The sequence below is a fragment of the Marinobacter goseongensis genome (assembly GCF_023156235.1).
GTDB lineage: Bacteria > Pseudomonadota > Gammaproteobacteria > Pseudomonadales > Oleiphilaceae > Marinobacter > Marinobacter goseongensis.
This window is the reverse complement of sequence record NZ_JAKZAI010000005.1, coordinates 232,629-252,949: the sequence shown is the minus strand read 5'-3', so window position 1 is coordinate 252,949 and position 20,321 is coordinate 232,629. Positions and strand designations below refer to the sequence as shown.

Genomic DNA, 20,321 nt, shown 5'->3' with positions numbered 1-20,321 from the left:
GCCGCGGAGCAACGGGGTCAAGGAAATACCATACCCCAGTCTCGCCAACTGTGCGTACAATGCGGCTATCGTTTTGATCCACAACGGAAGGACCTATGAGCACATACATGATACTCAAAAGCCTGCACATGACCACGGCTTACCTCACCGTGGTACTGCTCGCACTGCGGCTGCTGCTGGATGCGGTAGGCAAACCTAACTGGCGGCAGACGCCATTGCGCTGGATTCCCCATGCCAACGACACCGTGCTGCTGGTGGCAGCTATCAGTCTGATCTTTGTGACTCCGTGGATGCCGTTTGTTCACGGCTGGGTGACGGCCAAGATCTTCCTGCTGGTGGGTTACATTGTGGCGGGTGTGTTTGCGCTGAAACAGACCAAAAGCCTGCCGGTGCGCCTGACTGCCACGGTCCTGGCGTTCATTCAGGTGATGGCGATATTCCATCTGGCCATTGCCAAGCCGTTCTGAGCACCGCCTGCGTGATCGGTCATCCGGGGGCCGGCTAGCGGTCCCCCGGTTTCTTCGCCATCTGTTCGCTCAGTATCTGCAACTGCTCCTGCACCGCTTTTAACTGACGGGCGATCTCATCTCTCTCGTCATGGGCCTCTTGCGCCTGTTTGGCGTTCTGCTCCTCGCTCATCACTTCCAGAATGGCGCCAATCATCATATTCAGGAACACGAACGCGGTCAGGAAAATAAAGGTCAGGTAGTAGATCCAGCTGAGCGGGTAGTGCTCCATGGTTGCATACATCACATCCGTCCAGTCTTCGAACGTGGCAACTCTGAACAGGGTGAGCATGGCGATGGACACATCGCCCCACAGCACTTCATCCACCCTGGCAAAAAACATCGAACCCATGGCCGCGTAGATGTAGAAAATAATAAACATCAGCAGCACGATATAGCCCATGCGCGGGATGGCCTTGAGCAGAGAGTTGATCAGGAAACGCAACTCCGGCACCACCGAGACCAGTCGCAACACCCGGAATACCCGAAGCAGGCGACCCAGCAACACCGCTTCCGAATTATCCAGCGGAATCAGACTGCCGATGACCACCAGAGTATCGAACAGATTCCAGCCATCGAGCAGGAAGCGCTTCTTGTCCTGGCATACCCCGAAGCGAAAGAGAATTTCCATCAGGAAGAAGAGCGTGATGGCGTTGTCTAGGAGGCTGAGACTCTGCTCGATCAGCGGCGGCATATCGTAGGTCTTGGCGCCGATGGTCAGGGCAGACAGGATGATAATGGCGATGACGGCGCCCTGGAACAGCTTGCTGGCTTCAATGCGGCGCAGTTGCTCAAAACCGGATACAGGACTCAATTCTGACGACATGGTGAACAAGAGCTCCAGAGATTGCGGGCGAGGGGGTAGAATTTTATCGGCCCCGGACCGGATTGGATAGATCCACCTCTGATCAGCGATCGGCCAGCAGGATGGCCCACTGATCTTCGGTGACCGGCATCACCGAGAGTCGGTTCCCCTTCTTGACCAACGGCAGTCCTTCCAGTCCCGGGCGAAGCTTTATCGAGTCAAGAGCCAGCAGGCGTGGCAGTTTGCTGACAAACGCCATATCAACCGCCTGCCAGCGAGGCTGGTCTGGTGCGCTCCTGGAATCGTAATACCGTGAGTCCGGATCAAACTGTGTCGGGTCCGTATAAGCGGGCTCCACCACCTTGACGACACCGGCAATACCGATGTGTTTGCAACTGGAGTGGTAAACCAGCACCTGGTCGCCGACCTGCATTTGCCGGAGGAAATTCCTGGCCTGATAATTGCGAACTCCATCCCATGGGATGGTTTGCCCGCTGGCATTGGCGAAATCGTCAATGCTGCACTCCGATGGTTCTGTTTTTACCAGCCATTTGGGCATGCCGGGGTCCTCGATCGAGTTCATGTCAGTTCGGGCAGGCAATGGAGTGGTGGACGGCCCAAGGCATCGATATGGCTCGGGGATTATCACTGTTTATGCGCGTCGATCAGTAATATTCATTCGCGCTATGGTGAAACCCTTTCCATAATCATCTCACGAACAATAAATCCAAAAAAAGCGAGTAACCGATCATGGCAGAAAGACCTGAGTTAGCCGGGTGGCGCTGGGGGCCATTCACTTTCCGCGTTCCGTTTTACCACACACGGCTGTGTTGGTCCGAATTTATACAGGGGCTCTTTGTGTCAGCAGCGACCGGGCTGGCACTGATCCCGGTGATGACGGCGTTTTTCGGATTGAGTTTCGAGGAAGCTGTCGCTCTGTCAATGATTCATGCCTCCCTGATCGCCTCCGCAGTCATAGTGTTCGGCGAACCCTATGCCGGGGGATGGATTACCCCGGCGCTGCCGCTGATACTGGCGTTTGTTATCGGCGGGTATGAAGACCCGATGGCCCGCTTCCAGGCCATGACGGCGTTGAGTCTGGTCTTCGCCACGCTTGTGCTTGCGCTCGGCATCACCGGGCTGGGCCGGCGTTTCGTGATCTGGCTGCCGGATACCCTCAAGGCCGGCATCATACTGGGCGCCGCTATTGCCGCACTCAAGCGGGTGTTTGTTGATGACGCCGAGCGCTTCCTGCTGGAGCAGCCCATTGCCACCGCGCTTGCCTGCGCAATCTGCCTGATTTTCACGTTCTCGGTCCCGATGCAGAAACTCAAGGCACGGAACCGGTTCTTCTTCCTGCTGGGTTCGCTGGGGTTGTTGCCGGGGTTTCTGGCGGCGGCGATGATCGGGCCGCTGGTGGGCGAGGTGAGCTTCGACATCCAGTGGGGCTTCATTGTGCCACCACTGGGTGAGGCCTTCGCCAAAGCGTCTCCGCTGGTCAATGGCTGGCCGTCGCAGGAGATGATCCTGCAGAGCATTCCTCTGGCGCTGATTGCGTACATTATTCTGTTCGGCGATCTGGTGACCGGCAATGAGGTGCTGCGTGATGGTCTGAAAGCGCGCAAAGACGAGCACATCGATATCAACCTGAACCGCACCCATTTCTCACTGTCGATTCGCAATACCATCATGGGCATTGTCGCGCCGTTCTTTCCGACACAGGGCGCGGTCTGGACCGGGGTGCACGTGATTGTGGTGCAGCGCTGGAAACAGGGGCCCAAGGCCATGGGCAGCCTGCACAGCGGGTTGGCGTCCTACTATCTGATGGGGCTGCCGTTCATCTACTTCCTGCTGCCGCTTCTGACAGGCCTGAAGCCGCTGCTGGGCATAGCGCTGTCGCTGACGCTGGTACTGACCGGCTTCGCCTGCGCCTACATTGCCATGTCGATTCCACGGGATAACGCCTCGCGGGGAACCGTAGTGCTGATTGGTGCGGCGCTGGCGTTTTTTGAACCCTGGCAAGGTCTGTTGCTCGGCGTGGTGGCAACACTGGCGTTGGTGGGCTGGGATCGCAGCCCGGACCCGATCCCTCACGACGAGTGAGCGGGTGAGCGTTCTGCCTTACAGCGCCGCGGTGTGGGGCAGAACGCCGTAGTAGATAGCGCTGAAGTGCAGGGCGCTGCCGCCAATCACGAACAGATGCCAGATCGCATGCATATAGGGAATGCGGTCTGCGAGGTAGAAAATGACGCCCGCAGTGTAGACCACGCCGCCGGCAATGGTCAGGTACAGGGCGGTCTCGCTCAGGTTGGCCACCAGATCGGACGAGGCAAAGGTGATCAGCCAGCCCATGGCGATGTAAATTCCCACCCGCGCAAGCTTGAACCGGTTTCTGAAAATCACTTTCAGCACCACGCCGGCGAACGCGAGCGACCAGATGATCGCGAACAGCGTCCAGCCCGTTGTGCCCCGCAGGTTGACCAGCAGGAACGGCGTGTAGGTGCCGGCAATCAGCAGGAAAATCGCACAATGATCGAGGGTTTTGAACAGGGATCTCAGCTCCGGGTGACGGGTGCCGTGGTAGAGCGCCGATGCCAGATAGAGCAGGATCAGCGATGCGCCGAAGATGCTGAAGCTGACGATTTTCCAGGCATCGCCCATCTGACTGGCGGCGGCAATCAGAGCCACAGTTCCGACTACACTGAGCGCGGCGCCAAGGCCGTGGGTGGCGCTGTTCAGCCACTCCTCAATGCGCTGGTGGGTATTTTGTGTGCTGGTTTCAGAGCTTGTCATCGGGGTGGGATCTCTGTGAATCATGAGCGCTAAGGTACTTGAGCGTACACGTGTACGCAATGGCTCGCTAATGACCGCTGTACGCGTTTGTTCGAAAAAACTGAATGACTTTGCGGAAATCTTCCGGTTTTACCGTTTCCCGCTCTTGGCTAATCTGAACCCATATCACAAATGAAGACCCAGGAGGTTTCAGAAAATGGCTAAGATTCTTGTTCTGTATTATTCAATGTATGGTCACATCGAAACCATGGCGAACACCATCGCCGAGGGTGCCAAGGCTGTTTCCGGCGCTGAGGTCATCGTCAAGCGCGTGCCTGAGACCATGCCCGATCAGGCGTTTCGGAGCGCCGGCGGCAAGGAAGATCAGGGCGCACCTTTGGCGGACCCCAAAGAGTTGGCGGATTACGACGCCATCATCTTCGGCACTCCGACCCGCTTTGGCAACATGGCCGGGCAGATGCGCACCTTCCTGGACCAGACCGGTGGGCTGTGGGCCGAAGGTAAGCTGCACGGCAAGGTTGCCAGCGTGTTTACCTCAACCGGCACCGGCGGCGGCCAGGAACATACGATCAGTTCCTTCTGGACCACCCTTGCACACCACGGCATGGTGATTGTGCCGCTGGGTTACGGCATTCCCGACTTCTTCGACATCTCCGAGGTGAATGGCGGCACGCCGTACGGTGCCTCAACCATTGCCGGTGGTGACGGTTCGCGCCAGCCCAGTGAGAAGGAGTTGAACATCGCCCGGTATCAGGGCAAGCACGTGGCAGAGCTGGCGGTCAGGCTGCACGGCTGAATGTGCCGGGACAATCCGAGCAGGAGGCAGGCCAGGTAGGCCTGCCTTTTTTGTTTATGGCGCACTCCTGAGGGCGCTCTTGATCCGCGAGAACGTAGCCGGCACTACGCCCAGCCAGGACGCAAGCTGGTTGTCAGGCACCCTTTTGAGCAACTCCGGGTATTCTTCCAGTAACAGGGTGTACCGTTCCTTTGCCGGCAGGGTCTGTTTGCGGAACTCCCGCATGCTGGTCAGCTCGGCCAGCTCCTCAGTCAGTGCCAGGGCAAAGTTGGCCCAGACGCCGTCTCCGTGATTCTGCAGTGCTGAGCGAAAGGCGGTGAAGTCAGCGGCCCAAAGTGTGGCGGGTGTCACCGAAGTCAGGCACAGCGTGTTGCGGGCGGTGCGGCTGCGCCCGAACACCGGCCATACCAGGTCACCCTCGGAAAAGAAGTGATGAATGGCGGTTTTGCCACTGGGTGCCTCACGGAACAGGCGCAGAATGCCGTACTGCACCAGATACACGTTACTCCAGGGTTGGTCATGCCGCTCCAACGGGTGCTCGGCGTCCACACGTTGCTGCCGGAACAGAAGTGACAGATCACTCAGAAAGCGGCAGTCCGGCGTGTTCGGGTCGCTGTTGAGGTGAATGCCGAAAACACGGCTCAAACCGTGAATCAGTGCCTGCTGCGAGGGAGCGGACGGCGTGTCGATGATGTCTGGATGGTGACTGCCCCGATAGCAGGGGGCGGATGACAGAGACGATGCGGAGGGGAGTTTCATAGCCTGCGAGCTCATATCTGGCCGGAAAGTTAACAGTATTCTACTAAGTGAAATGCATGTTAAATGACTTAAATCATTAAGCATTATAGGTCGGATCAATAACAGCGGAACCTGGCGGCTGATGATAAACTTCCTGCCCTGACCCTGATCCCGCTATTGTCGGAGCAATCATGACAGCCGCGCTGGCCCTGTTCTACAAGCTGATTCCCCTGTATGTCACCGTTGTGCTGGGGTGGCTGGCGGGGCGCTACCTGGAGGCGAGCGGCAAACACATCGCCGGCATCATGCTCTACATCATGACCCCCTCCGTGGTGTTTTCCGGTGTGATGGCGGCGCCGCTGTCGGTCGAGGTGATCCTGCTGCCGGTGCTGGTGTTCGTGTTGTGTTCGGTGATCGGTGCTGGCCACCTCTGGCTGGCGCGGCGAGTCATCACCGATGACAGCGCCAGCCTGATGCCGTTATCCGTGGGTACCGGGAACACCGGCTATTTCGGTATTCCGGTGGCGTTGCTGCTGTTCGGCCAGGAAGGACTGGCGCTGTATATTGTGTGCATGCTCGGCACCACGCTGTTCGAGAATTCCGTGGGGTTCTATCTGGCGGCGCGAGGACGATACAGCCTGCGGGATTCCCTGCTGCGTGTAGTGAAGCTGCCCTCGGTGTACGCCTTCGCTCTGGCCGTGGCCCTGAATCTCTCCGGCGTCTCGATCCCCGAGGTATTTACCCCGCTGTTCGACAACCTGCGGGGCGCCTACAGCGTTCTCGGCATGATGATCATCGGCATGGGCATCCTCAGTTTTCGCGGGCTGGCCGGCAACCTGCAGTTCACCGGCCTGGCGTTCCTGGGCAAGTTTGTCACCTGGCCGCTGGTCGCGCTGGGGCTCTGGTGGCTGGACGCCAATCTGTTTGGTGTCTATGACCTGGCGGTCTACCAGGCCATCTTTCTGATTTCCATCACCCCCATCGCTGCCAATACTGTGGTGATTGCCACTCTGCTGGACACCGCGCCCAGGCAGGCCGCCGGCACCGCACTGCTCAGCACGCTGTTTGCGCTGGCGTTCATTCCGGTGATGGTGGCGCTGTTTATTCCCTGACGTTCCTGGGTAAGCGGTTGCTGATGCCCACGGCTATGCCGGCCGCCAGACCGGTTACTGCGCCAAGCCAATGGGATTGGGGAATCACCACACCGCCGATCGGTGAGTTCTCGCCGGTTATCGGTGACACAACCGTTTCCAGAGCCAGCTTCGCCGCAACAACACCGAGAATCATCAGGCTCCAGCGCTTCTCCTTTACGAGGTTGTGCATTGCTGTGAACACCACGAGTCCGTGAAGGCAGCCTGAAAACCCGCGATACCAGGCCAGCTCGGGAACGAAAACAAGCAGGCCTCCAGACACAACGACTGGCGACACGATCAGGAAACCAGCCCACAGGAGCAGTGGCGGATGCCGTGTAAACAGCATGCCGGTGATCAGCAATCCACCCAGATTGAGCAAAAGGTGATAGGGCCCCATGTGGACCCAGTGCCCGGTAACAAGGCGCCAGTATTCGCCACCGGCAATGGCGTTGCGGGACCATTCAAGGGGTGCCGGCGGCAACAGGAAGGCAGCGCCAAGCAACGCGGCCAGTACTGCAAAACGTCGCCAGCATGGGAGCAGGGATGAGTGGGAAACAGTCCTCATAAATACATTACGTTACGCAAAGCAGATGGTGCCCCGCGGGTGATTTGATTAACTTTCATTCTAACTCTTCGGACACCTCAGGGCAGCTCAATGCCAATCAAGCTTATACAGGTTGTTGCTTCGTTCTTCACCCTCCTGCTGATTGCCGCGACATCAGTCGCCAGTGAACCGGTGGAGAAAAGTATCTGGATTGATGGCCACGGCTACACCGCCTTGTTGCAACCGAGTCGGTCGACCCATGTGGCTGGCCAGTCAGACTCGGTGAGTTCCGGTAAGCATTATCGGGGGCATTTCCCCGAAGATCCCGATAGCTGGGTGAGAATCTCTCGCCTCGACAGCGGTTGGGAGGGGCTGGCCTTCGTGTTCGGGCGCCTGCATACCCTGGGCGGATCCTTTCATTCGGATCAGGCGGCCAGCTTCAGTTTCAGTCAGATGGAGGCTCCCCAGTGCGGCCTTGACCACATCCATGGTGATTCTGTCATTACACCGGACAGCCTGACCGGCACTGCCATGGCGCAGGCGGCCTCCGCCAGTTACGCCACCTTGTGTGCTGACAGGGTAAATGGCGTCTGCCTGATGCTGGAGCTGGAACTGGCGTTCGATCGGGTGTTTCAGACCCGCTTTGCGGATGATTTCGAGGGCCGAGCGGGCGCAATCCTGAATATGGTGGAGGGGTTCTACGCGGACCAGTTCGGCATGGAGTTCGACACCCTGTCCCTGACGTTCCTCGACGAGCCGTTGTTCACTGGCAGTCAGGATGCCGGAACGCTGCTCAGTGATATCAGAGACAAGCGCGCTGCGTCTGCCATTCCCTTTCTCGAAAGCAACCGATCGATTTTCCATTTCATCAGTGGTCGTGATTTTGATGGCACCACTGCCGGGCTTGCCTACGTGGGCAGCGTTTGCAGTAGCAGCGGATACGGGACCGGTATCACCAATGCTTTCGATTCGAACGCCACCACGGCGGTTGTAGTGGCCCATGAAATCGGCCATAACCTGGGTTCGGGGCACGATGGCGATGGCAATAGCTGTGCGGCGGGTGTGGACATCATGAGCCCCTATGTGAGCAGCGCTGCCTCGTCCTTTTCGAGCTGTTCATTCGCCCAGATCAGTGATGAGATCTCCGGCCTCGCCGCCGTCGAGCAATGCTTCAACTTCCCTGCCGATGCCGGTATCGACGCGGTTGAGGGTAATCCGGTCGACGTCATGCAGGGTGCCAGCTTTCAATCTCATTTCAACGTGACGTATCGCCAAGCCGCTGAGCCCGCCGATGGGTTGACGATCGCCGGATCCGTTGGTGAGGACGAGGGGCAGTTGCAAGGCGTCACCGTGGATGGAGCGCCCTGTGTTTTGCTCGACGATACGTCTTTTGCTTGTAATGACGTGAGCCCCGGAGCGGATCTCCAATTGAGTATCGACGCTGTGGCTGGCTCTGGTTCAACGTTCACATTGCTGAACACCGTAGCGCTGATCAGCGTGACCGGTGACGTTATAGACATCGAAATCGGGAACGATTCGCTGTTTACCGAGATTGCCGTTGCGCCGATGGAGGCCCCCGAGACACCCGCCAGCCCGGACTCGCCCGCCCCGGATGACGCCGGGCTAGCCGCCATGCCGCGGACCACTGTCGCCACCCGCTCTGAGTCCGGCAGCAGTGGGGGCGGCGGCGCCATCCACTGGATATGGTTGCTGGCAGGCATCGCCGGTGTCGGCCTGCGGCGCAGGAGGCCGGCGTGATGTGGGTGCGGCGACTGTCGGTAACCGCTCTCGGGCTGTGGCTGGTCGGTTGTGGGGCTCAGGTGTCGGACGTAATAGCGAAAAGTCCGCTGGACTCGGCACCTGAGACTCTTGAGCAGGCACAGGCGCTCTGGGATGCCCACGCCGTTTCAGGCTATCGGGTGACCGTTACTCAGACCTGTTTCTGCCCACCGGACCTGCGACAGCCGCTCGCGGTGAGCGTTGCGGGGGGCGCGGTGGTGAAGATTGAAGGCCTGGATCAACCGCTGCAGGAGCCACATCGACTGGATAGCCAACGGTTGACCGTTGCCGGGCTGTTTCAATTCATCGCCGAGTCAGCAAAGCGCGATCCCTACAAGCTCGAGGTGGAATACGACTCGCACTTCGGGTTTCCCCGCCGCATTGATTACGACGGCCACCCGATGATTGCTGACGACGAACTCCAATACGAATTAACGGACTTCAGGGTGAACGCCCCGGACTGACGCCTGTTTCGCGCTGTCTATGTCACTGCGCGCATGGCGCACCACGCTGACCCCCGACGTGACCGCCAGACCGCCCATCACCGCGGCAACGGCCAGATCCGGCCAGGCGGTACCGGTGCCGAACACCCCCAGTGCCGCCACCATGACCGCCATATTGCCGATGGCATCGTTACGGCTGCACAGCCAAACCGAGCGCATGTCGGAGTCGCCTTCACGGAATTTGAAGAGCAGGAGGGCGACCGCCACGTTGGCCACCAACGCCAGTAAGCCAACGGCACCCATGGTCAGTGGTTCCGGGGTGGCGCCGCTCTGGGCAACCCAGACGGCGCGGCCCAATACGACCAGGCCGAATAGCGTCATGGTGATACCTTTGACCAGGGCAGCGCGGCCGCGCCACAGCATACCCATGGAGAGCACGGACAGCGACAGCAGGTAATTGGCGCTGTCACCGAAAAAGTCGATGGCATCCGCCATCAGGGACACGGATCCGGATTGCAGGCTGGCGACGCCCTCCACCAGAAACATGGCGAGGTTGACCCACAGTGCGACCCAGAGGGCTTGGCGAAAACGGGGGTCCGGGGATTTGGGTTCGGGAACCGAGCAGCACGTCATGAATACCTCCAATGGTCAGAATGCATTCATTAAAAACCCTGTAGTTGCTACAGGGTCAACCAGCGTGTGCACTTTATTTACGCAGTGACCAACTTCAGCGCCGGCCCGGCCGATGGCTGCCCGGCACGTGGTTGTGACGACCCGCCGGAGCCTCCGCGTCGGGTTCGGCGCTGAGCCCGTCGAGAATGCCGCATTCCCGCACCGTGCGGCCCTCCGTGCAGGCCTGCTGGAGCTGCACCAGCGTGTCTTCCAGCCGGGCCAGTTCCCGCAGGCGTTCGCGTACATGATCCAGGTGATGAGCCAACAGGGCATCCACCTCACCACAATCGGCTTCCGGCTGTTCGGTGAGCCGAATCAGCTCGCGGATTTCATCCTGGGCCATATCGAGATTACGGCAGCGCCTGATGAATTGCAGGCGGTCGAGGTGGGCGCTGCGGTAGGCGCGGTAGCCACTGCCATCGCGGACAGGTTCTGGCAGCAGGCCGATTTTCTCGTAGTAGCGGATGGTCTCAACGGGAATGGCCGTTGTTTTTGCGAGCTCACCGATCCTCACTGTTTTATGCCTCTGTCGACGCCGGGAAAACTGGCCATGGCTCGGAGCCCGCCGTGCGAGCTTGTACTGAAGTTCAGGTTACCACCGTAACGCTCGGTGATCTCCCTGACGATGGCCAGGCCCAATCCATGCCCCGGGGTCTGCTGGTCCAGCCGTACGCCGCGGGTGCCCAGGTCCGGTAACGCATCCCGGTTCACCCCCGCGCCGTCGTCTTCCACGGTAATCATCAACCGGTCACCGGATTCGGTCAGTTTGACCACGGCGCTGCGCTTTGCCCATTTACCGGCATTGTCCAGCAGGTTACCGAGTATCTCGTTCAGGTCGTGTTCTTCGATGGGCCAGCGGGTCTCCGGTGCCAACTCGGTATCCAGCTCGAAGTTCTTGTCAGGGTAAAGTCGGCCCAGCATCCACAGCAGCTCCCGCGCCTGATTGACGGGCTGCCCCGCCTTACCCGCCTGCGGGCCGGCAAAGCGGCTGCGGCGCATTTCACTCTCCAGCTGGCGGTCGATGTCGGACAGCCGCTGGGCCAAGTGTTGTCGCATTTCCGGGTCCAGGGCGCGGGTGTCGTCTTCCAGCACCTGGCGGATGGCCGAGACCGGGGTTTTCACGCTGTGAGACAGGTTGGCCAGGGCGTCGCGGGAGCGGGTCAGCCTTTGATCCAGGGTGTCCAGCAGGTGATTGAGCTGGCGGATCAGGGGCTGGAACTCCGCCGGTGCGTTCACATCCAGCCGGTGGCTGGCGCCGGATTGCAGCGAGGTCAGCCCTTGCTGAAGCCGGCCGACCGAGCGCAGGGACAGGCGGATGGCCTGCCAGATCGCCAGTAACAGCAATGCCAGCAGAATGCCGGACACCACGGCGGTCCAGATGTGCAGTTCCTGCTGGCTATGGTGCAAGGTGGTCAGATCCTCGGCCACCACAATGACCACGGGTTCGCCATCCAGGGTCAGTGCCTTGCGGTACGCCAGGAAATCGGCAATGGCGGCGTCGACGCCTATGCGAGTCTCGCGCACAAATCCGCTATGCGCGTCGACCAGTAGTGGCTGCAGTGCCGGTGTCCAGAGCTCCGGAGAACTGTGCATCTGTTCCCCGATCCGCAATGCAAAGGCGTGGTGGAACACCTCCTCAAAATAATCACCGGCGGCGATGTCACGAATTTCGTCGGGCCCGGACTGCCGCAGCTGATGTTCCAGAAAAGCCACTTCGTCCTGCAGGCGGTCTTCCACAAACCCCCGGGCCATGCGCTCCAGCAGCAGGCCGTGAACGATCCAGGCGGCAACCATCAGGGCGATGGCCGCCGGCAACAGCAGCGTGAGCAGGCTCTTGCGGATGGAGCTGCGGGGGTCAATCCATAACATTGAAAATATACCCCTGGCCGCGACGGGTGGTGATGGCGTCGGTGCCGGTGATTTTCCGCAACCGGCGCACGTAGGCCTCGATGGTGTTGTCACTGGGGCTGTCGTTCAGGCTGTACAGCTGCTCAAGCAATTGCTCTTTGGAGAACAGCTGGCCGGGGCGGCTCATCAGGCAGCGTAGCAGGCGGAATTCGGTGCCGGTCAGGGAATGTTCCTGGCCATCCGGGGTCTGCAGGCATTGGCGGTATTCATCCAGCTCGAAACCGCCGGCGGTCAATTTGGCCTCCACCCGGCCTTCGCTGCGGCGGATCAGCGCGTTCAGCCGCGCTAACAGTTCTTCCGTCTGGAAGGGCTTGGCGAGGTAATCATCGGCGCCCGCCTTGAGGCCGTTGACCTTGTCTTGCCAGTCGCCCCGCGCGGTCAGAATCAGCACCGGCATGGCCAGTTTGTCCGCACGCCAGCTTTTGAGCACGTCCAGGCCGTTGCCATCCGGCAGTCCCAGGTCCAGTACTACCGCGCGATAGTCTTCCTGTTTGCCCAGTTGTTCTGCCTGTTTTGCCGTTCGGGCTTCATCCACGGTAAAACCGGCCGCCGTCAACTGGCGGTTAAGGCTGTCGGCAATCAAGGCGTCGTCTTCTACCAGAAGCAATCGCATGAAGGTTCCCGTGTTGAAGGAGTGTCTGAGTTTAGGGCCTTTTGCTGAATGTAACCTGAAAAATGGTTCATCGGAAAATTCAGCAAGAATTCAGGTTGCTGCGGCAGAGTGATTGGCATTAGCAGAATACCTATCTGTTTTCAGGAGAAAATAATGAATCCAATCCTTAAAAACGCACTTTTTCCCGCCCTTGCTCTGGCCTTCTCTTCTGGCCTGTACGCCGCCGGTGAACATGGCGGGCATCATGGCAGCAGCGCTGTCGGCGAACCGGGCAAGGCCGAAGACGTGTCCCGCACTATTGATGTCACCATGATGGACAACTACTACGAGCCGGAATCCATCTCGGTAAAGCCCGGTGAAACTATCCGCTTCCGGGTGAAGAATGAGGGCGCCCTGGTGCACGAATTCAATATCGGCACTGCCGAGATGCACGAAGCCCATCAGGAAGAAATGCAGATGATGGTGGAGCACGGCGTGATCAAGGGCGATCGGATTGATGAGGAAATGATGAACATGGATATGGGCAACGGCCATTCCATGAAACACGACGACCCCAATAGCGTGCTGATGGAACCGGGAGAGACCAGGGAAATCATCTGGACCTTCACCGAAGCCACCGACCTTGAATTTGCCTGCAACGTGCCGGGCCATTACCAGTCGGGCATGTATGGCGATATTGATTTTGAATAAGTGGGCTTGTGATATGAAGAAAACAATTCTGATCGCCATGCTGGCCGGTTTTGCCTCCCTGGCGGCCAATGCCGGTGAGTACGACATTTCCGTTGACCGGGTGCAGATCGACACCGGCGATTTCGTCAAGGAAGGCATTGGTTACAACGGCGCCTCTCCGGGCCCCATACTGAGATTCAAGGAAGGAGAAGAGGTCACCATCAACGTGACCAACAATCTGGACGAGATGACCTCCATTCACTGGCACGGGCTGATTCTGCCCTACCAGCAGGATGGCGTACCGGGCATCAGCTTTCCCGGCATCAAGCCTGGTGAAACCTTTACCTACAACTTTCCCATTGTTCAGGCTGGTACCTACTGGTTCCACAGTCATTCCGGCTTCCAGGAACCCAACGGCGCCTACGGTGCCATCGTGATCGAGCCGGAAGGCCGGGAACCCTTCCGGTATGACCGGGAATATGTGGTGCAGCTGACCGACAAACATCCCCATTCTGGCGACCGCATCATGCGTAACCTGAAAATGTCGGCGGATTACTACAACCGCCAGCAGCAGACGGTCGGGGACTTTATCGAAGAATCCGGCGATAAGGGCTTCATGGCTACCCTGATGGATAGAATGATGTGGGGCGATATGCGAATGATGAAAGCGGATATCGAAGACGTTCAGGGTTTTACCGCTTTGATCAACGGCAAGGGGCCGGAGCAGAACTGGACAGGACTTTTTGAGAAAGGAGATCGGGTTCGCCTGCGGTTCATCAACTCGTCTGCAATGACTTACTTTGATGTACGCATTCCCGGTCTGGAGATGACGGTGGTGCAGGCAGACGGCAATAACGTGCAGCCGGTGAATGTGGATGAGTTCCGTATCGGCGTGGCGGAAACCTACGACGTGATTGTGCGTATCAGGGATGAGCAGGCCTATACCATTTTTGCCGAATCCATGGGCCGCTCCGGCTTTGCCCGCGGCACCCTGGCGCCGGCAGAGGGCATGGTGGCGGACGTGCCGGAAATGCGTGACGCGCCGCTGCTGACCATGGCCGATATGGCCGGACATAGGGATCATGGCGGCATGGACCACGGCAGCATGGACCACGGCAGCATGGACCACGGCAGCATGGATCAGGGTGACATGGCAGGCATGGATCATGGCGATATGAATCGCGACGACATGGCTGGCATGGACCACAGTGGCATGAACCATGGCGGCGACAGTGCGCTGCCGGAAGATCCGTTCTACGCCAAAGGCAGCGGCCTGATACCGACAGCCAGCAATGGCGGCAAGTTCCTTTCCTACGCCGACCTGAAGGCTCAGAAGCCCTTGTACGAAGACCGCGAACCCACCCGCGAAATCGAGATGCGGCTGACCGGCAACATGGAGCGTTACGAATGGAGCATCAATGGCGTCAAATACGAAGACGCTGATCCGGTTGTGCTGCAATACGGCGAACGGGTTCGCTTCAAATTCGTCAACGAGACCATGATGACCCACCCGATGCATCTTCATGGCATGTGGTCGATTCTTGATGTGGGCGCAGACAAGTGGAACCCCATCAAGCACGTGATCAGTGTGGCACCGGCGACCACCGTTTACATGGAAACCGAGGTGGATGCGCCGGGTGAGTGGGCGTTCCACTGTCACCTGTCGTACCACGCCGCCTCCGGCATGTTCCGCAAGATTGTGGTGGAGGGCGACCCGGACAGCACCGTGGCCGACGGCAAGCAAGGCGGGCAACAGGGAGGTGAGTCATGAAGCGATTGATGCCAGCCCTGTGCGGCCTGTCACTGGCAATGGCCACGTTGACCGGCCCGGCGTTCGCTCAGGAAGATGCGGCCAAGAAAACCCAGACCGCCAAAACCTTCTGGGGCGTGTCGGCGGAAAAACTGGAGTACCGCTACAGTGACGCCGATGAAGAGCTGGCGGTCATCGAGGGCGATGCCTTCTACGGCACCGACGAGCTCAAGTTCCGCTGGCTGTTCGAAGGCGAGTGGGAAGAAGCCCACAACGCCTGGGAAACCCTGGAAAACCAGTTCGTTGCCCAGGTTCCCGTGGATGACTTCTGGGACGCTAAAGCGGGTATCCGTGTGGATACCCCGGAAGGGAAGGATCGGGTATACGGGGTGCTCGGGCTCACTGGTCTGGCACCCTACTGGTTCGAGATAGACACCAACCTGTACGTCAGCGATGAAGGTGATGCCTCGGTGGACTTCGAGGCAGAATACGAATTGCTGATCACCAACTTCTGGATTGTGTCAGCCACCTTCGAGAGTCTGGTGGCGTTTTCCGAAGACCGGGAAATTGGCGTTGGTAAGGGCCTGAACTCTACCGAGGTCGGTTTGCGCCTGAGCTACGACCTGTTCGACCGGGCATTCTCGCCCTATATCGGCGCGGCACATGAGCGCACATTCAGCGACACTGCCGATCTGGCCAGAGATTCTGGCGGCAGTACCGAAGACTGGTTCGCGGTGGTCGGCGCCAGGGTTATGTTTTGAGAGCGGGCCATCAGCCCACTCTCATCATTTATTCAACCCTCGGGCCTCAGAGCATCTTTTTCAGCTCACCATAGTCCCCACCGGTGCGAAGCACCAAGGTGATATCGTCATCGTTCCGGTTACGGAAAAACCAGCCGTGGTTGCCGGTGAAGGCAGCTTCCAGCTCGCCTTCATCTTCCGGTACGCCGCGACCCTTTTCGTAGGAAATGGATTGGCCACTGCCATCGCCGTGGGTGTCGAAGTTGATGGGGCCACCTTCCGATACCCAGGAAAACCGGGCAACGGCGCCTTCTTCCATGGTGAGCTTGAATTCCGTGCCTTCACCAGGTGTGAGTACCACGCGGACTTCATCCTGCCACTGAGGTTCCGCAGGTGCGGAGGCCGCCTCTTCCACGGGAGCCGGTGCTGGCTCTACAGCAACTACCGGTTCTGCAACAGGCTTGGCCATGGGTTCAGCAATTGGTTCGGAAACGTCGGGTGCCGGCTGGCTGGCGGAGGACTGCACCGCAACCATCTCGGCATTCTCGTCAGCGGCGGCTTCCTCAGCCAGCTGCGTCTTGATCTCACCCATTTCGGTCAGCCCCAGAAGCTGGCCGGCGCCGGTGGGGTCGATGGCGTATTCCGCGGGCATCACCACGGTCATGAGCAGGATCAGTGCCACGATGGCGGCGATGAGGGTGGAACGAATGAGCTTTGCAGTGCTTGGCAATTCTTCCCGGCTGGGCATATCGGTGTTGTACATAGCAGGTCTCCAGAATTAAGCGACAAAGTAACCGGTGAGCTGATAGCCGAAGAGCAGGAAGCCTGCACTCATCATGGCTACGTTGGCGGTGTAGGCGTGGCGGAAAAAGCCATCGGTTTTACGCCAGAAGCTCATCACGATAAGAATCATGGCAAGCGCAATCAGCTGTCCGATTTCTACGCCCACATTGAACGCGAGGAGGTTCGGAATCAGCCCGTCGGGCGAGATGTCGTATTCGATGATCTTGGTGGACAGGCCAAAGCCATGGAAGAGTCCGAAAATGAGCGTGGCGGCCCTGGTGTCGGGCTGGAAGCCAAACCAGCGCTGATAGGCGCCGATGTTGTCCAGCGCCTTGTACACGATGGACAGGCCAATAATGGCGTCAATGAGGTAGCTGTTGATGCCAACATTGAAGTACACACCCAGCAGCATGGTGGTGGAATGCCCCAGCGCGAACAGGCTCACATAAAGGGCAATGTGCTGCATGCGATAGAGGAAGAAAATGACGCCTAGCAGAAACAGCAGGTGGTCATAACCGGTGACCATGTGCTTGGCCCCGAGATAGATAAACGCGATCAGGTTTACGCCGGTTATTTCCTGGATATACCCTTTGTCACCCTGGGCGACGGCGTGGGCCAGGGTATCGCTACTGAATCCCAATAGCCCGAGAATCAATAACAACCAGGCAAGGCGGCCCGGCGCGGCCATCGTGCTGCTGCGCCAAGGGCCGTCACAATCATTTGCTAGCATGGTGACTCCAGAATGTTTGGTAACCTGTGCGCCGTGCCGCCGCGCATGCACACATCGGATTTACAGACAGTATTGTGCCAGAAGATGCTGCCTCAGCTATGGCGGCGGCGATTAAAAAAGATAAATGTTCCTACTCGAATCACTCTCGTCTTTCCGCGAGCATAGGGCGGCAGACGCCCGGAGGAAATTGCAATGGCATGGCTGATTACCAAGTACGCGATTACCGCCGCTCTGGTGGTGCTGATTTCAGAAATTGCAAAACGCAGTGACAAGATCGGCGCGCTGATTGCGGCGCTGCCCATGGTGACGGTGCTGGCCATGATCTGGCTGTATATGGAGCACCAGCCGATGGAGAAAATCAGCAATCACGCCTGGTATACGTTCTGGTACGTGCTGCCGACCTTGCCGATGTTCCTGCTTTTTCCCTTCCTGCTACCGCGACTGGGTTTCTGGATGTCACTCGGCGCCAGTGCCGTCCTTACGATGGCCTGTTTTGCTGCACTGGCGTTGGTTATGAGGCGGTTCGGCGTTTTCCTGCTCTGACCGGGGATGTTGTCTGGCGCTCGGGAGTTGCCTTGCCGTAGTGGGATCACGGGCATGACTCAGGTCAAAATTCGCTGATTAAAAAGCCACATTCAGCCCCGATTCAGTTCTATGGTCTTTACTGAGAAGGGTGGAGACCAATACAGCTTATAAGGGGAATGTCATGAACAGATTAAGCCGTTTGATTGCGTGTTCCGTTATCGCCGCATTACCCGCCTTTGCCCTTGCACAGGGCAGTCCCGGTCAAATGGGGGGTGGTGGCATGATGAATCCGGAACAGATGCAACAGATGAATGAAAACATGTCGCGCATGCAAGGCATGATGCAGGAAATGCGCAATGCCGAGTCGGACGCAGAACGTGAGCGTATTCGGATGCAGCACATGGAGTCCATGCAGAAGCATATGGACATGATGGGAGGCGGCATGATGGGGCAGGGCATGATGGGCCACGGCCAGGGAATGATGGGCCAGAATCAGGGGATGATGAACAACCAGAGCAAAAAACAGACCGGCGCCAATCAGGAAGGTCGCGCTGGTGCGGGCATGAGCAACGACCAGCGTCTGGAGATGATGGAAAACCGAATGAACCAGATGCAGTTGATGATGGAACAGATGCTGCAGCATCAGGGCCAACAGAGCCGGTAAGCTTCTGTTTAAGGCTGTGCTCAGAACAGTGACAGCTGATCGCTCTCTTCTTTCTCCTGCTCTTTGCCCGGCACAGCGGGTCGCTTCTGAACTGGCCCCTTGCGGCTGCCGTGGCGGTCCAGCACCCGGCCGGTTTCTTCCCGGCTGACGTGTTGCTTGCGAAAATCACCCACCGCCTTGCGGGCGGCGCGGGCAGCCTGCTCATGGTCGCACACCGGCGCTATGTAGGTGTTGCCGCCAAACCGCTCTTTCTGTGCCGGCGTCATCAGCCAGGGTGTGTGGATCATCTCGGCCGGTACGCCGGCCAGCTCCGGAATCCAGCGGCGGATGAATTCCCCCTGTGGATCCAGCTTCTGGCTTTGCAGCACCGGGTTGTAGATGCGCAGCGCGTTGATGCCGGTGAGGCCTGATTGCATCTGGGTCTGGGAATAGTGAATTCCCGGTTCGAAATCGGTGAACAGGCGGGCCAGATGCAGGGCCGGATCGCGCCAGTGCAGCCATAGCTGATAACTGGCCACGGCCATCAGCATCGCCCGCATGCGGAAATTGATCCAGCCGGTGTGTTGCAGGGCACGCATGCAGGCGTCCACCAGCGGCCAGCCGGTCTGGCCTTCCTGCCAACGCTGCAGGCGTTCGGAATCGTTCGGGCCGGTTTTCATGCTTTCGAGTTCGCGATGCATGGCGCGGAATTCCAGTTCCGGCTCGTCCTCCAGTTTCTGGATGAAGTGGCAGTGCCAGTGCAGACGGGAGCGGAAGCTGGTCAGGCTTTTGTGCTTCCGGGGCAGGGTGTTGCGATGGCTGCCGGTGGCTTTGGCCTGCTGGTAGATGTCTCGCAGGCTGACGGAGCCATAGGCGATGTGCGGGCTCAGACGGGAACAGGCACGAACCGCCGTCAGTGGGCTGGAGATGTTGTATTGATAACCCACGCACCGACGATCGAGAAAGGACGCCAGCAGTTTTTCACCCCGGGCGCTGCCGCCTAACTGTCGGTCGGGGCAGTGGTCCATCAGCGTAAAGTCCGTTGTTGAGGGTTGACGCTCGATGCGGTTAACGCCTTCCCCACCGGGCACCAGAGGCGGGGCCGCCAGCACCGGCTGGCGCATCAGGTTGGTCCAGGCCTTGTCCCACAGATCCCGGTCTTTGAGGCGCCGCACCACGCCGAACTGGCTCCATTCCCGGAACTCCACCTGATTTTCAGAACACCAGCCGATCACGGCCCGGTCCCGCTCGAAGGTCCACTGGCCCCCGGTCTCCTCATGGCAGAAAATCCGTTGGATCGAGTGGCTGTCACGGAGCCGCCGCAATGCTTCGATCACCGAACCGCGCATGACGACCAACCGGGAGCCGGCGTTGCGGAGCTGGCGGTCAAGGTCGTTCAGTGAATCATGAACAAAGTCCCATTGGCGGCCGCTGGTGTCCGGCAACTGCCAGTAGTCGTCTTCGATGACGTACAACGGAATAACCGGTTCTCCGAGGCTGGCTGCCGCCACCAGGGGGGCGTGATCGCCCGTGCGCAGATCCCGTTTGAACCACACCACCGTGGTCATGACGATGCGCCTCGCGAGCGGCGGCAGCGTTCGCTGCAGTAGCGCACGCTGTCCCAGTCTTTCGCCCATTTCTTGCGCCAGACGAACGGGCGCTGGCAGATCGGGCAGATTTTCTCCGGCAAATGCGGTTTTTTGTGCATCAGACTCAAATGGTTTTTACTGAAGGTAGGTTTTCTACGTTTT

General features: G+C 58.9%; 24 protein-coding genes. 11 read left to right on the top strand and 13 right to left on the bottom strand.

The features are described 5' to 3' along the window. The first annotated feature begins 95 nt into the window (after window positions 1–95). On the top strand, window positions 96–467 hold the full coding sequence (locus tag MLC70_RS06270) for a SirB2 family protein (protein WP_248182300.1): 372 nt from the start codon (window positions 96–98) through the stop codon (window positions 465–467). A gap of 34 nt (window positions 468–501) precedes the next feature. On the opposite strand, the gene MLC70_RS06265 is transcribed toward MLC70_RS06270, so the two are convergent. Both MLC70_RS06265 and MLC70_RS06260 read right to left on the bottom strand, forming a co-directional pair. Continuing rightward, window positions 502–1,332: an ion transporter gene (locus tag MLC70_RS06265; RefSeq protein WP_248182298.1), complete on the bottom strand. Its 831-nt coding sequence runs from the start codon at window positions 1,330–1,332 to the stop codon at window positions 502–504. Window positions 1,333–1,414: 82 nt separating this feature from the next. Further along, window positions 1,415–1,870, bottom strand: coding sequence for an EVE domain-containing protein (locus tag MLC70_RS06260; RefSeq protein ID WP_248182400.1), 456 nt, complete (start codon window positions 1,868–1,870; stop codon window positions 1,415–1,417). Between the two features lie 299 nt (window positions 1,871–2,169). On the opposite strand from MLC70_RS06260, the gene MLC70_RS06255 reads away from it, so the two are divergent. Next, the gene (locus MLC70_RS06255) at window positions 2,170–3,414 is read left to right on the top strand and encodes a hypothetical protein (protein ID WP_248182297.1); all 1,245 of its coding nucleotides are present in this window, start codon (window positions 2,170–2,172) and stop codon (window positions 3,412–3,414) included. Between the two features lie 18 nt (window positions 3,415–3,432). On the opposite strand, the gene trhA is transcribed toward MLC70_RS06255, so the two are convergent. Further along, window positions 3,433–4,104 (bottom strand): PAQR family membrane homeostasis protein TrhA, encoded by a 672-nt coding sequence (gene trhA, locus MLC70_RS06250; RefSeq protein ID WP_248182295.1) that lies wholly within the window; start codon window positions 4,102–4,104, stop codon window positions 3,433–3,435. Between the two features lie 196 nt (window positions 4,105–4,300). Here trhA and wrbA point away from each other — a divergent pair, with 196 nt between their 5' ends. Then, window positions 4,301–4,900 (top strand): NAD(P)H:quinone oxidoreductase, encoded by a 600-nt coding sequence (gene wrbA / locus MLC70_RS06245; RefSeq protein WP_248182294.1) that lies wholly within the window; start codon window positions 4,301–4,303, stop codon window positions 4,898–4,900. A 54-nt stretch (window positions 4,901–4,954) separates the two neighbouring features. Here wrbA and MLC70_RS06240 read toward each other — a convergent pair whose 3' ends face one another. Further along, window positions 4,955–5,659, bottom strand: coding sequence for a Crp/Fnr family transcriptional regulator (locus MLC70_RS06240; protein ID WP_248182293.1), 705 nt, complete (start codon window positions 5,657–5,659; stop codon window positions 4,955–4,957). A gap of 170 nt (window positions 5,660–5,829) precedes the next feature. Here MLC70_RS06240 and MLC70_RS06235 point away from each other — a divergent pair, with 170 nt between their 5' ends. Next, window positions 5,830–6,750, top strand: a complete 921-nt coding sequence (locus tag MLC70_RS06235; protein WP_248182292.1) for an AEC family transporter — start codon at window positions 5,830–5,832, stop codon at window positions 6,748–6,750. Here MLC70_RS06235 and rrtA read toward each other — a convergent pair. Then, the gene (gene rrtA / locus MLC70_RS06230; RefSeq protein ID WP_248182291.1) at window positions 6,740–7,336 is read right to left on the bottom strand and encodes a rhombosortase; all 597 of its coding nucleotides are present in this window, start codon (window positions 7,334–7,336) and stop codon (window positions 6,740–6,742) included. The two genes, MLC70_RS06235 and rrtA, sit on opposite strands and share 11 nt — an antisense overlap. A 90-nt stretch (window positions 7,337–7,426) precedes the next feature. Between rrtA and MLC70_RS06225 the strand changes: the two genes are divergently transcribed. After that, window positions 7,427–9,073, top strand: a complete 1,647-nt coding sequence (locus tag MLC70_RS06225) for a M12 family metallo-peptidase (protein ID WP_248182289.1) — start codon at window positions 7,427–7,429, stop codon at window positions 9,071–9,073. Further along, window positions 9,073–9,558, top strand: coding sequence for a DUF6174 domain-containing protein (locus MLC70_RS06220; RefSeq protein WP_248182398.1), 486 nt, complete (start codon window positions 9,073–9,075; stop codon window positions 9,556–9,558). The genes MLC70_RS06225 and MLC70_RS06220 overlap by 1 nt, the downstream gene beginning before the upstream one ends. Here MLC70_RS06220 and MLC70_RS06215 read toward each other — a convergent pair. From MLC70_RS06215 to MLC70_RS06200, 4 genes are all read right to left on the bottom strand, one after another. Further along, entirely contained in the window at window positions 9,526–10,170 is a 645-nt protein-coding gene (locus tag MLC70_RS06215) for a cation efflux transmembrane domain-containing protein (RefSeq protein WP_248182287.1), read from the bottom strand. The genes MLC70_RS06220 and MLC70_RS06215 overlap by 33 nt on opposite strands. 94 nt (window positions 10,171–10,264) lie before the next feature. Next, window positions 10,265–10,723 (bottom strand): Cd(II)/Pb(II)-responsive transcriptional regulator, encoded by a 459-nt coding sequence (cadR, locus tag MLC70_RS06210; RefSeq protein ID WP_248182286.1) that lies wholly within the window; start codon window positions 10,721–10,723, stop codon window positions 10,265–10,267. Then, window positions 10,720–12,078 carry a sensor histidine kinase gene (locus MLC70_RS06205; RefSeq protein ID WP_248182284.1) on the bottom strand — a complete coding sequence of 453 codons (1,359 nt, stop codon included), beginning with the start codon at window positions 12,076–12,078 and terminating at the stop codon, window positions 10,720–10,722. The genes cadR and MLC70_RS06205 overlap by 4 nt, the downstream gene beginning before the upstream one ends. Beyond that, window positions 12,065–12,730 carry a response regulator transcription factor gene (locus MLC70_RS06200; RefSeq protein WP_248182282.1) on the bottom strand — a complete coding sequence of 222 codons (666 nt, stop codon included), beginning with the start codon at window positions 12,728–12,730 and terminating at the stop codon, window positions 12,065–12,067. The genes MLC70_RS06205 and MLC70_RS06200 overlap by 14 nt, the downstream gene beginning before the upstream one ends. A gap of 153 nt (window positions 12,731–12,883) precedes the next feature. Between MLC70_RS06200 and MLC70_RS06195 the strand changes: the two genes are divergently transcribed. Genes MLC70_RS06195 through MLC70_RS06185 form a run of 3 tightly spaced genes read left to right on the top strand, consistent with a single transcriptional unit; the run spans window position 12,884 to window position 15,910 of the window. After that, entirely contained in the window at window positions 12,884–13,420 is a 537-nt protein-coding gene (locus tag MLC70_RS06195; RefSeq protein ID WP_248182280.1) for a cupredoxin domain-containing protein, read from the top strand. 13 nt (window positions 13,421–13,433) lie between these two features. Next, window positions 13,434–15,170: a copper resistance system multicopper oxidase gene (locus MLC70_RS06190; protein WP_248182279.1), complete on the top strand. Its 1,737-nt coding sequence runs from the start codon at window positions 13,434–13,436 to the stop codon at window positions 15,168–15,170. Beyond that, entirely contained in the window at window positions 15,167–15,910 is a 744-nt protein-coding gene (locus MLC70_RS06185; RefSeq protein ID WP_248182278.1) for a copper resistance protein B, read from the top strand. The genes MLC70_RS06190 and MLC70_RS06185 overlap by 4 nt, the downstream gene beginning before the upstream one ends. A 46-nt stretch (window positions 15,911–15,956) precedes the next feature. Here the strand turns inward: MLC70_RS06185 and MLC70_RS06180 are convergent, their stop codons facing one another. Both MLC70_RS06180 and MLC70_RS06175 read right to left on the bottom strand, forming a co-directional pair. Further along, window positions 15,957–16,652 (bottom strand): hypothetical protein, encoded by a 696-nt coding sequence (locus MLC70_RS06180; protein WP_248182277.1) that lies wholly within the window; start codon window positions 16,650–16,652, stop codon window positions 15,957–15,959. 15 nt (window positions 16,653–16,667) lie between these two features. After that, on the bottom strand, window positions 16,668–17,360 hold the full coding sequence (locus tag MLC70_RS06175) for a HupE/UreJ family protein (RefSeq protein WP_427902092.1): 693 nt from the start codon (window positions 17,358–17,360) through the stop codon (window positions 16,668–16,670). Window positions 17,361–17,594: 234 nt separating this feature from the next. Between MLC70_RS06175 and MLC70_RS06170 the strand changes: the two genes are divergently transcribed. Together MLC70_RS06170 and MLC70_RS06165 are read left to right on the top strand one after the other, a co-directional pair. Then, window positions 17,595–17,945, top strand: coding sequence for a DUF3147 family protein (locus MLC70_RS06170; RefSeq protein ID WP_248182275.1), 351 nt, complete (start codon window positions 17,595–17,597; stop codon window positions 17,943–17,945). A 163-nt stretch (window positions 17,946–18,108) separates the two neighbouring features. Then, window positions 18,109–18,591, top strand: coding sequence for a hypothetical protein (locus tag MLC70_RS06165; protein ID WP_248182274.1), 483 nt, complete (start codon window positions 18,109–18,111; stop codon window positions 18,589–18,591). 20 nt (window positions 18,592–18,611) lie between these two features. Here the strand turns inward: MLC70_RS06165 and MLC70_RS06160 are convergent, their stop codons facing one another. After that, window positions 18,612–20,138, bottom strand: coding sequence for an FAD-binding domain-containing protein (locus MLC70_RS06160; RefSeq protein ID WP_248182272.1), 1,527 nt, complete (start codon window positions 20,136–20,138; stop codon window positions 18,612–18,614). Next, complete coding sequence (locus MLC70_RS06155; protein ID WP_248182271.1) at window positions 20,135–20,278, bottom strand: DUF2256 domain-containing protein; 144 nt, start codon at window positions 20,276–20,278, stop codon at window positions 20,135–20,137. Before MLC70_RS06155 ends, MLC70_RS06160 begins: the two co-directional genes overlap by 4 nt. Between the last annotated feature and the right edge of the window lie 43 nt (window positions 20,279–20,321).

What these genes read in the sequence shown, in the direction of transcription:
- wrbA (WP_248182294.1), top strand. Translation starts at nt 4,301, where the DNA reads ATGGCTAAGATTCTTGTTCTGTATTATTCAATGTATGGTCACATCGAA.
- MLC70_RS06200 (WP_248182282.1), bottom strand. Translation starts at nt 12,730, where the DNA reads ATGCGATTGCTTCTGGTAGAAGACGACGCCTTGATTGCCGACAGCCTT.
- MLC70_RS06160 (WP_248182272.1), bottom strand. Translation starts at nt 20,138, where the DNA reads ATGACCACGGTGGTGTGGTTCAAACGGGATCTGCGCACGGGCGATCAC.
- MLC70_RS06225 (WP_248182289.1), top strand. Translation starts at nt 7,427, where the DNA reads ATGCCAATCAAGCTTATACAGGTTGTTGCTTCGTTCTTCACCCTCCTG.
- MLC70_RS06165 (WP_248182274.1), top strand. Translation starts at nt 18,109, where the DNA reads ATGAACAGATTAAGCCGTTTGATTGCGTGTTCCGTTATCGCCGCATTA.
- MLC70_RS06240 (WP_248182293.1), bottom strand. Translation starts at nt 5,659, where the DNA reads ATGAAACTCCCCTCCGCATCGTCTCTGTCATCCGCCCCCTGCTATCGG.
- MLC70_RS06220 (WP_248182398.1), top strand. Translation starts at nt 9,073, where the DNA reads ATGTGGGTGCGGCGACTGTCGGTAACCGCTCTCGGGCTGTGGCTGGTC.
- MLC70_RS06175 (WP_427902092.1), bottom strand. Translation starts at nt 17,360, where the DNA reads ATGGCCGCGCCGGGCCGCCTTGCCTGGTTGTTATTGATTCTCGGGCTA.
- MLC70_RS06190 (WP_248182279.1), top strand. Translation starts at nt 13,434, where the DNA reads ATGAAGAAAACAATTCTGATCGCCATGCTGGCCGGTTTTGCCTCCCTG.
- MLC70_RS06155 (WP_248182271.1), bottom strand. Translation starts at nt 20,278, where the DNA reads ATGCACAAAAAACCGCATTTGCCGGAGAAAATCTGCCCGATCTGCCAG.
- MLC70_RS06270 (WP_248182300.1), top strand. Translation starts at nt 96, where the DNA reads ATGAGCACATACATGATACTCAAAAGCCTGCACATGACCACGGCTTAC.
- MLC70_RS06235 (WP_248182292.1), top strand. Translation starts at nt 5,830, where the DNA reads ATGACAGCCGCGCTGGCCCTGTTCTACAAGCTGATTCCCCTGTATGTC.
- MLC70_RS06215 (WP_248182287.1), bottom strand. Translation starts at nt 10,170, where the DNA reads ATGACGTGCTGCTCGGTTCCCGAACCCAAATCCCCGGACCCCCGTTTT.
- MLC70_RS06265 (WP_248182298.1), bottom strand. Translation starts at nt 1,332, where the DNA reads ATGTCGTCAGAATTGAGTCCTGTATCCGGTTTTGAGCAACTGCGCCGC.
- MLC70_RS06205 (WP_248182284.1), bottom strand. Translation starts at nt 12,078, where the DNA reads ATGTTATGGATTGACCCCCGCAGCTCCATCCGCAAGAGCCTGCTCACG.
- MLC70_RS06260 (WP_248182400.1), bottom strand. Translation starts at nt 1,870, where the DNA reads ATGCCCAAATGGCTGGTAAAAACAGAACCATCGGAGTGCAGCATTGAC.
- rrtA (WP_248182291.1), bottom strand. Translation starts at nt 7,336, where the DNA reads ATGAGGACTGTTTCCCACTCATCCCTGCTCCCATGCTGGCGACGTTTT.
- MLC70_RS06170 (WP_248182275.1), top strand. Translation starts at nt 17,595, where the DNA reads ATGGCATGGCTGATTACCAAGTACGCGATTACCGCCGCTCTGGTGGTG.
- MLC70_RS06185 (WP_248182278.1), top strand. Translation starts at nt 15,167, where the DNA reads ATGAAGCGATTGATGCCAGCCCTGTGCGGCCTGTCACTGGCAATGGCC.
- MLC70_RS06195 (WP_248182280.1), top strand. Translation starts at nt 12,884, where the DNA reads ATGAATCCAATCCTTAAAAACGCACTTTTTCCCGCCCTTGCTCTGGCC.
- MLC70_RS06180 (WP_248182277.1), bottom strand. Translation starts at nt 16,652, where the DNA reads ATGTACAACACCGATATGCCCAGCCGGGAAGAATTGCCAAGCACTGCA.
- trhA (WP_248182295.1), bottom strand. Translation starts at nt 4,104, where the DNA reads ATGACAAGCTCTGAAACCAGCACACAAAATACCCACCAGCGCATTGAG.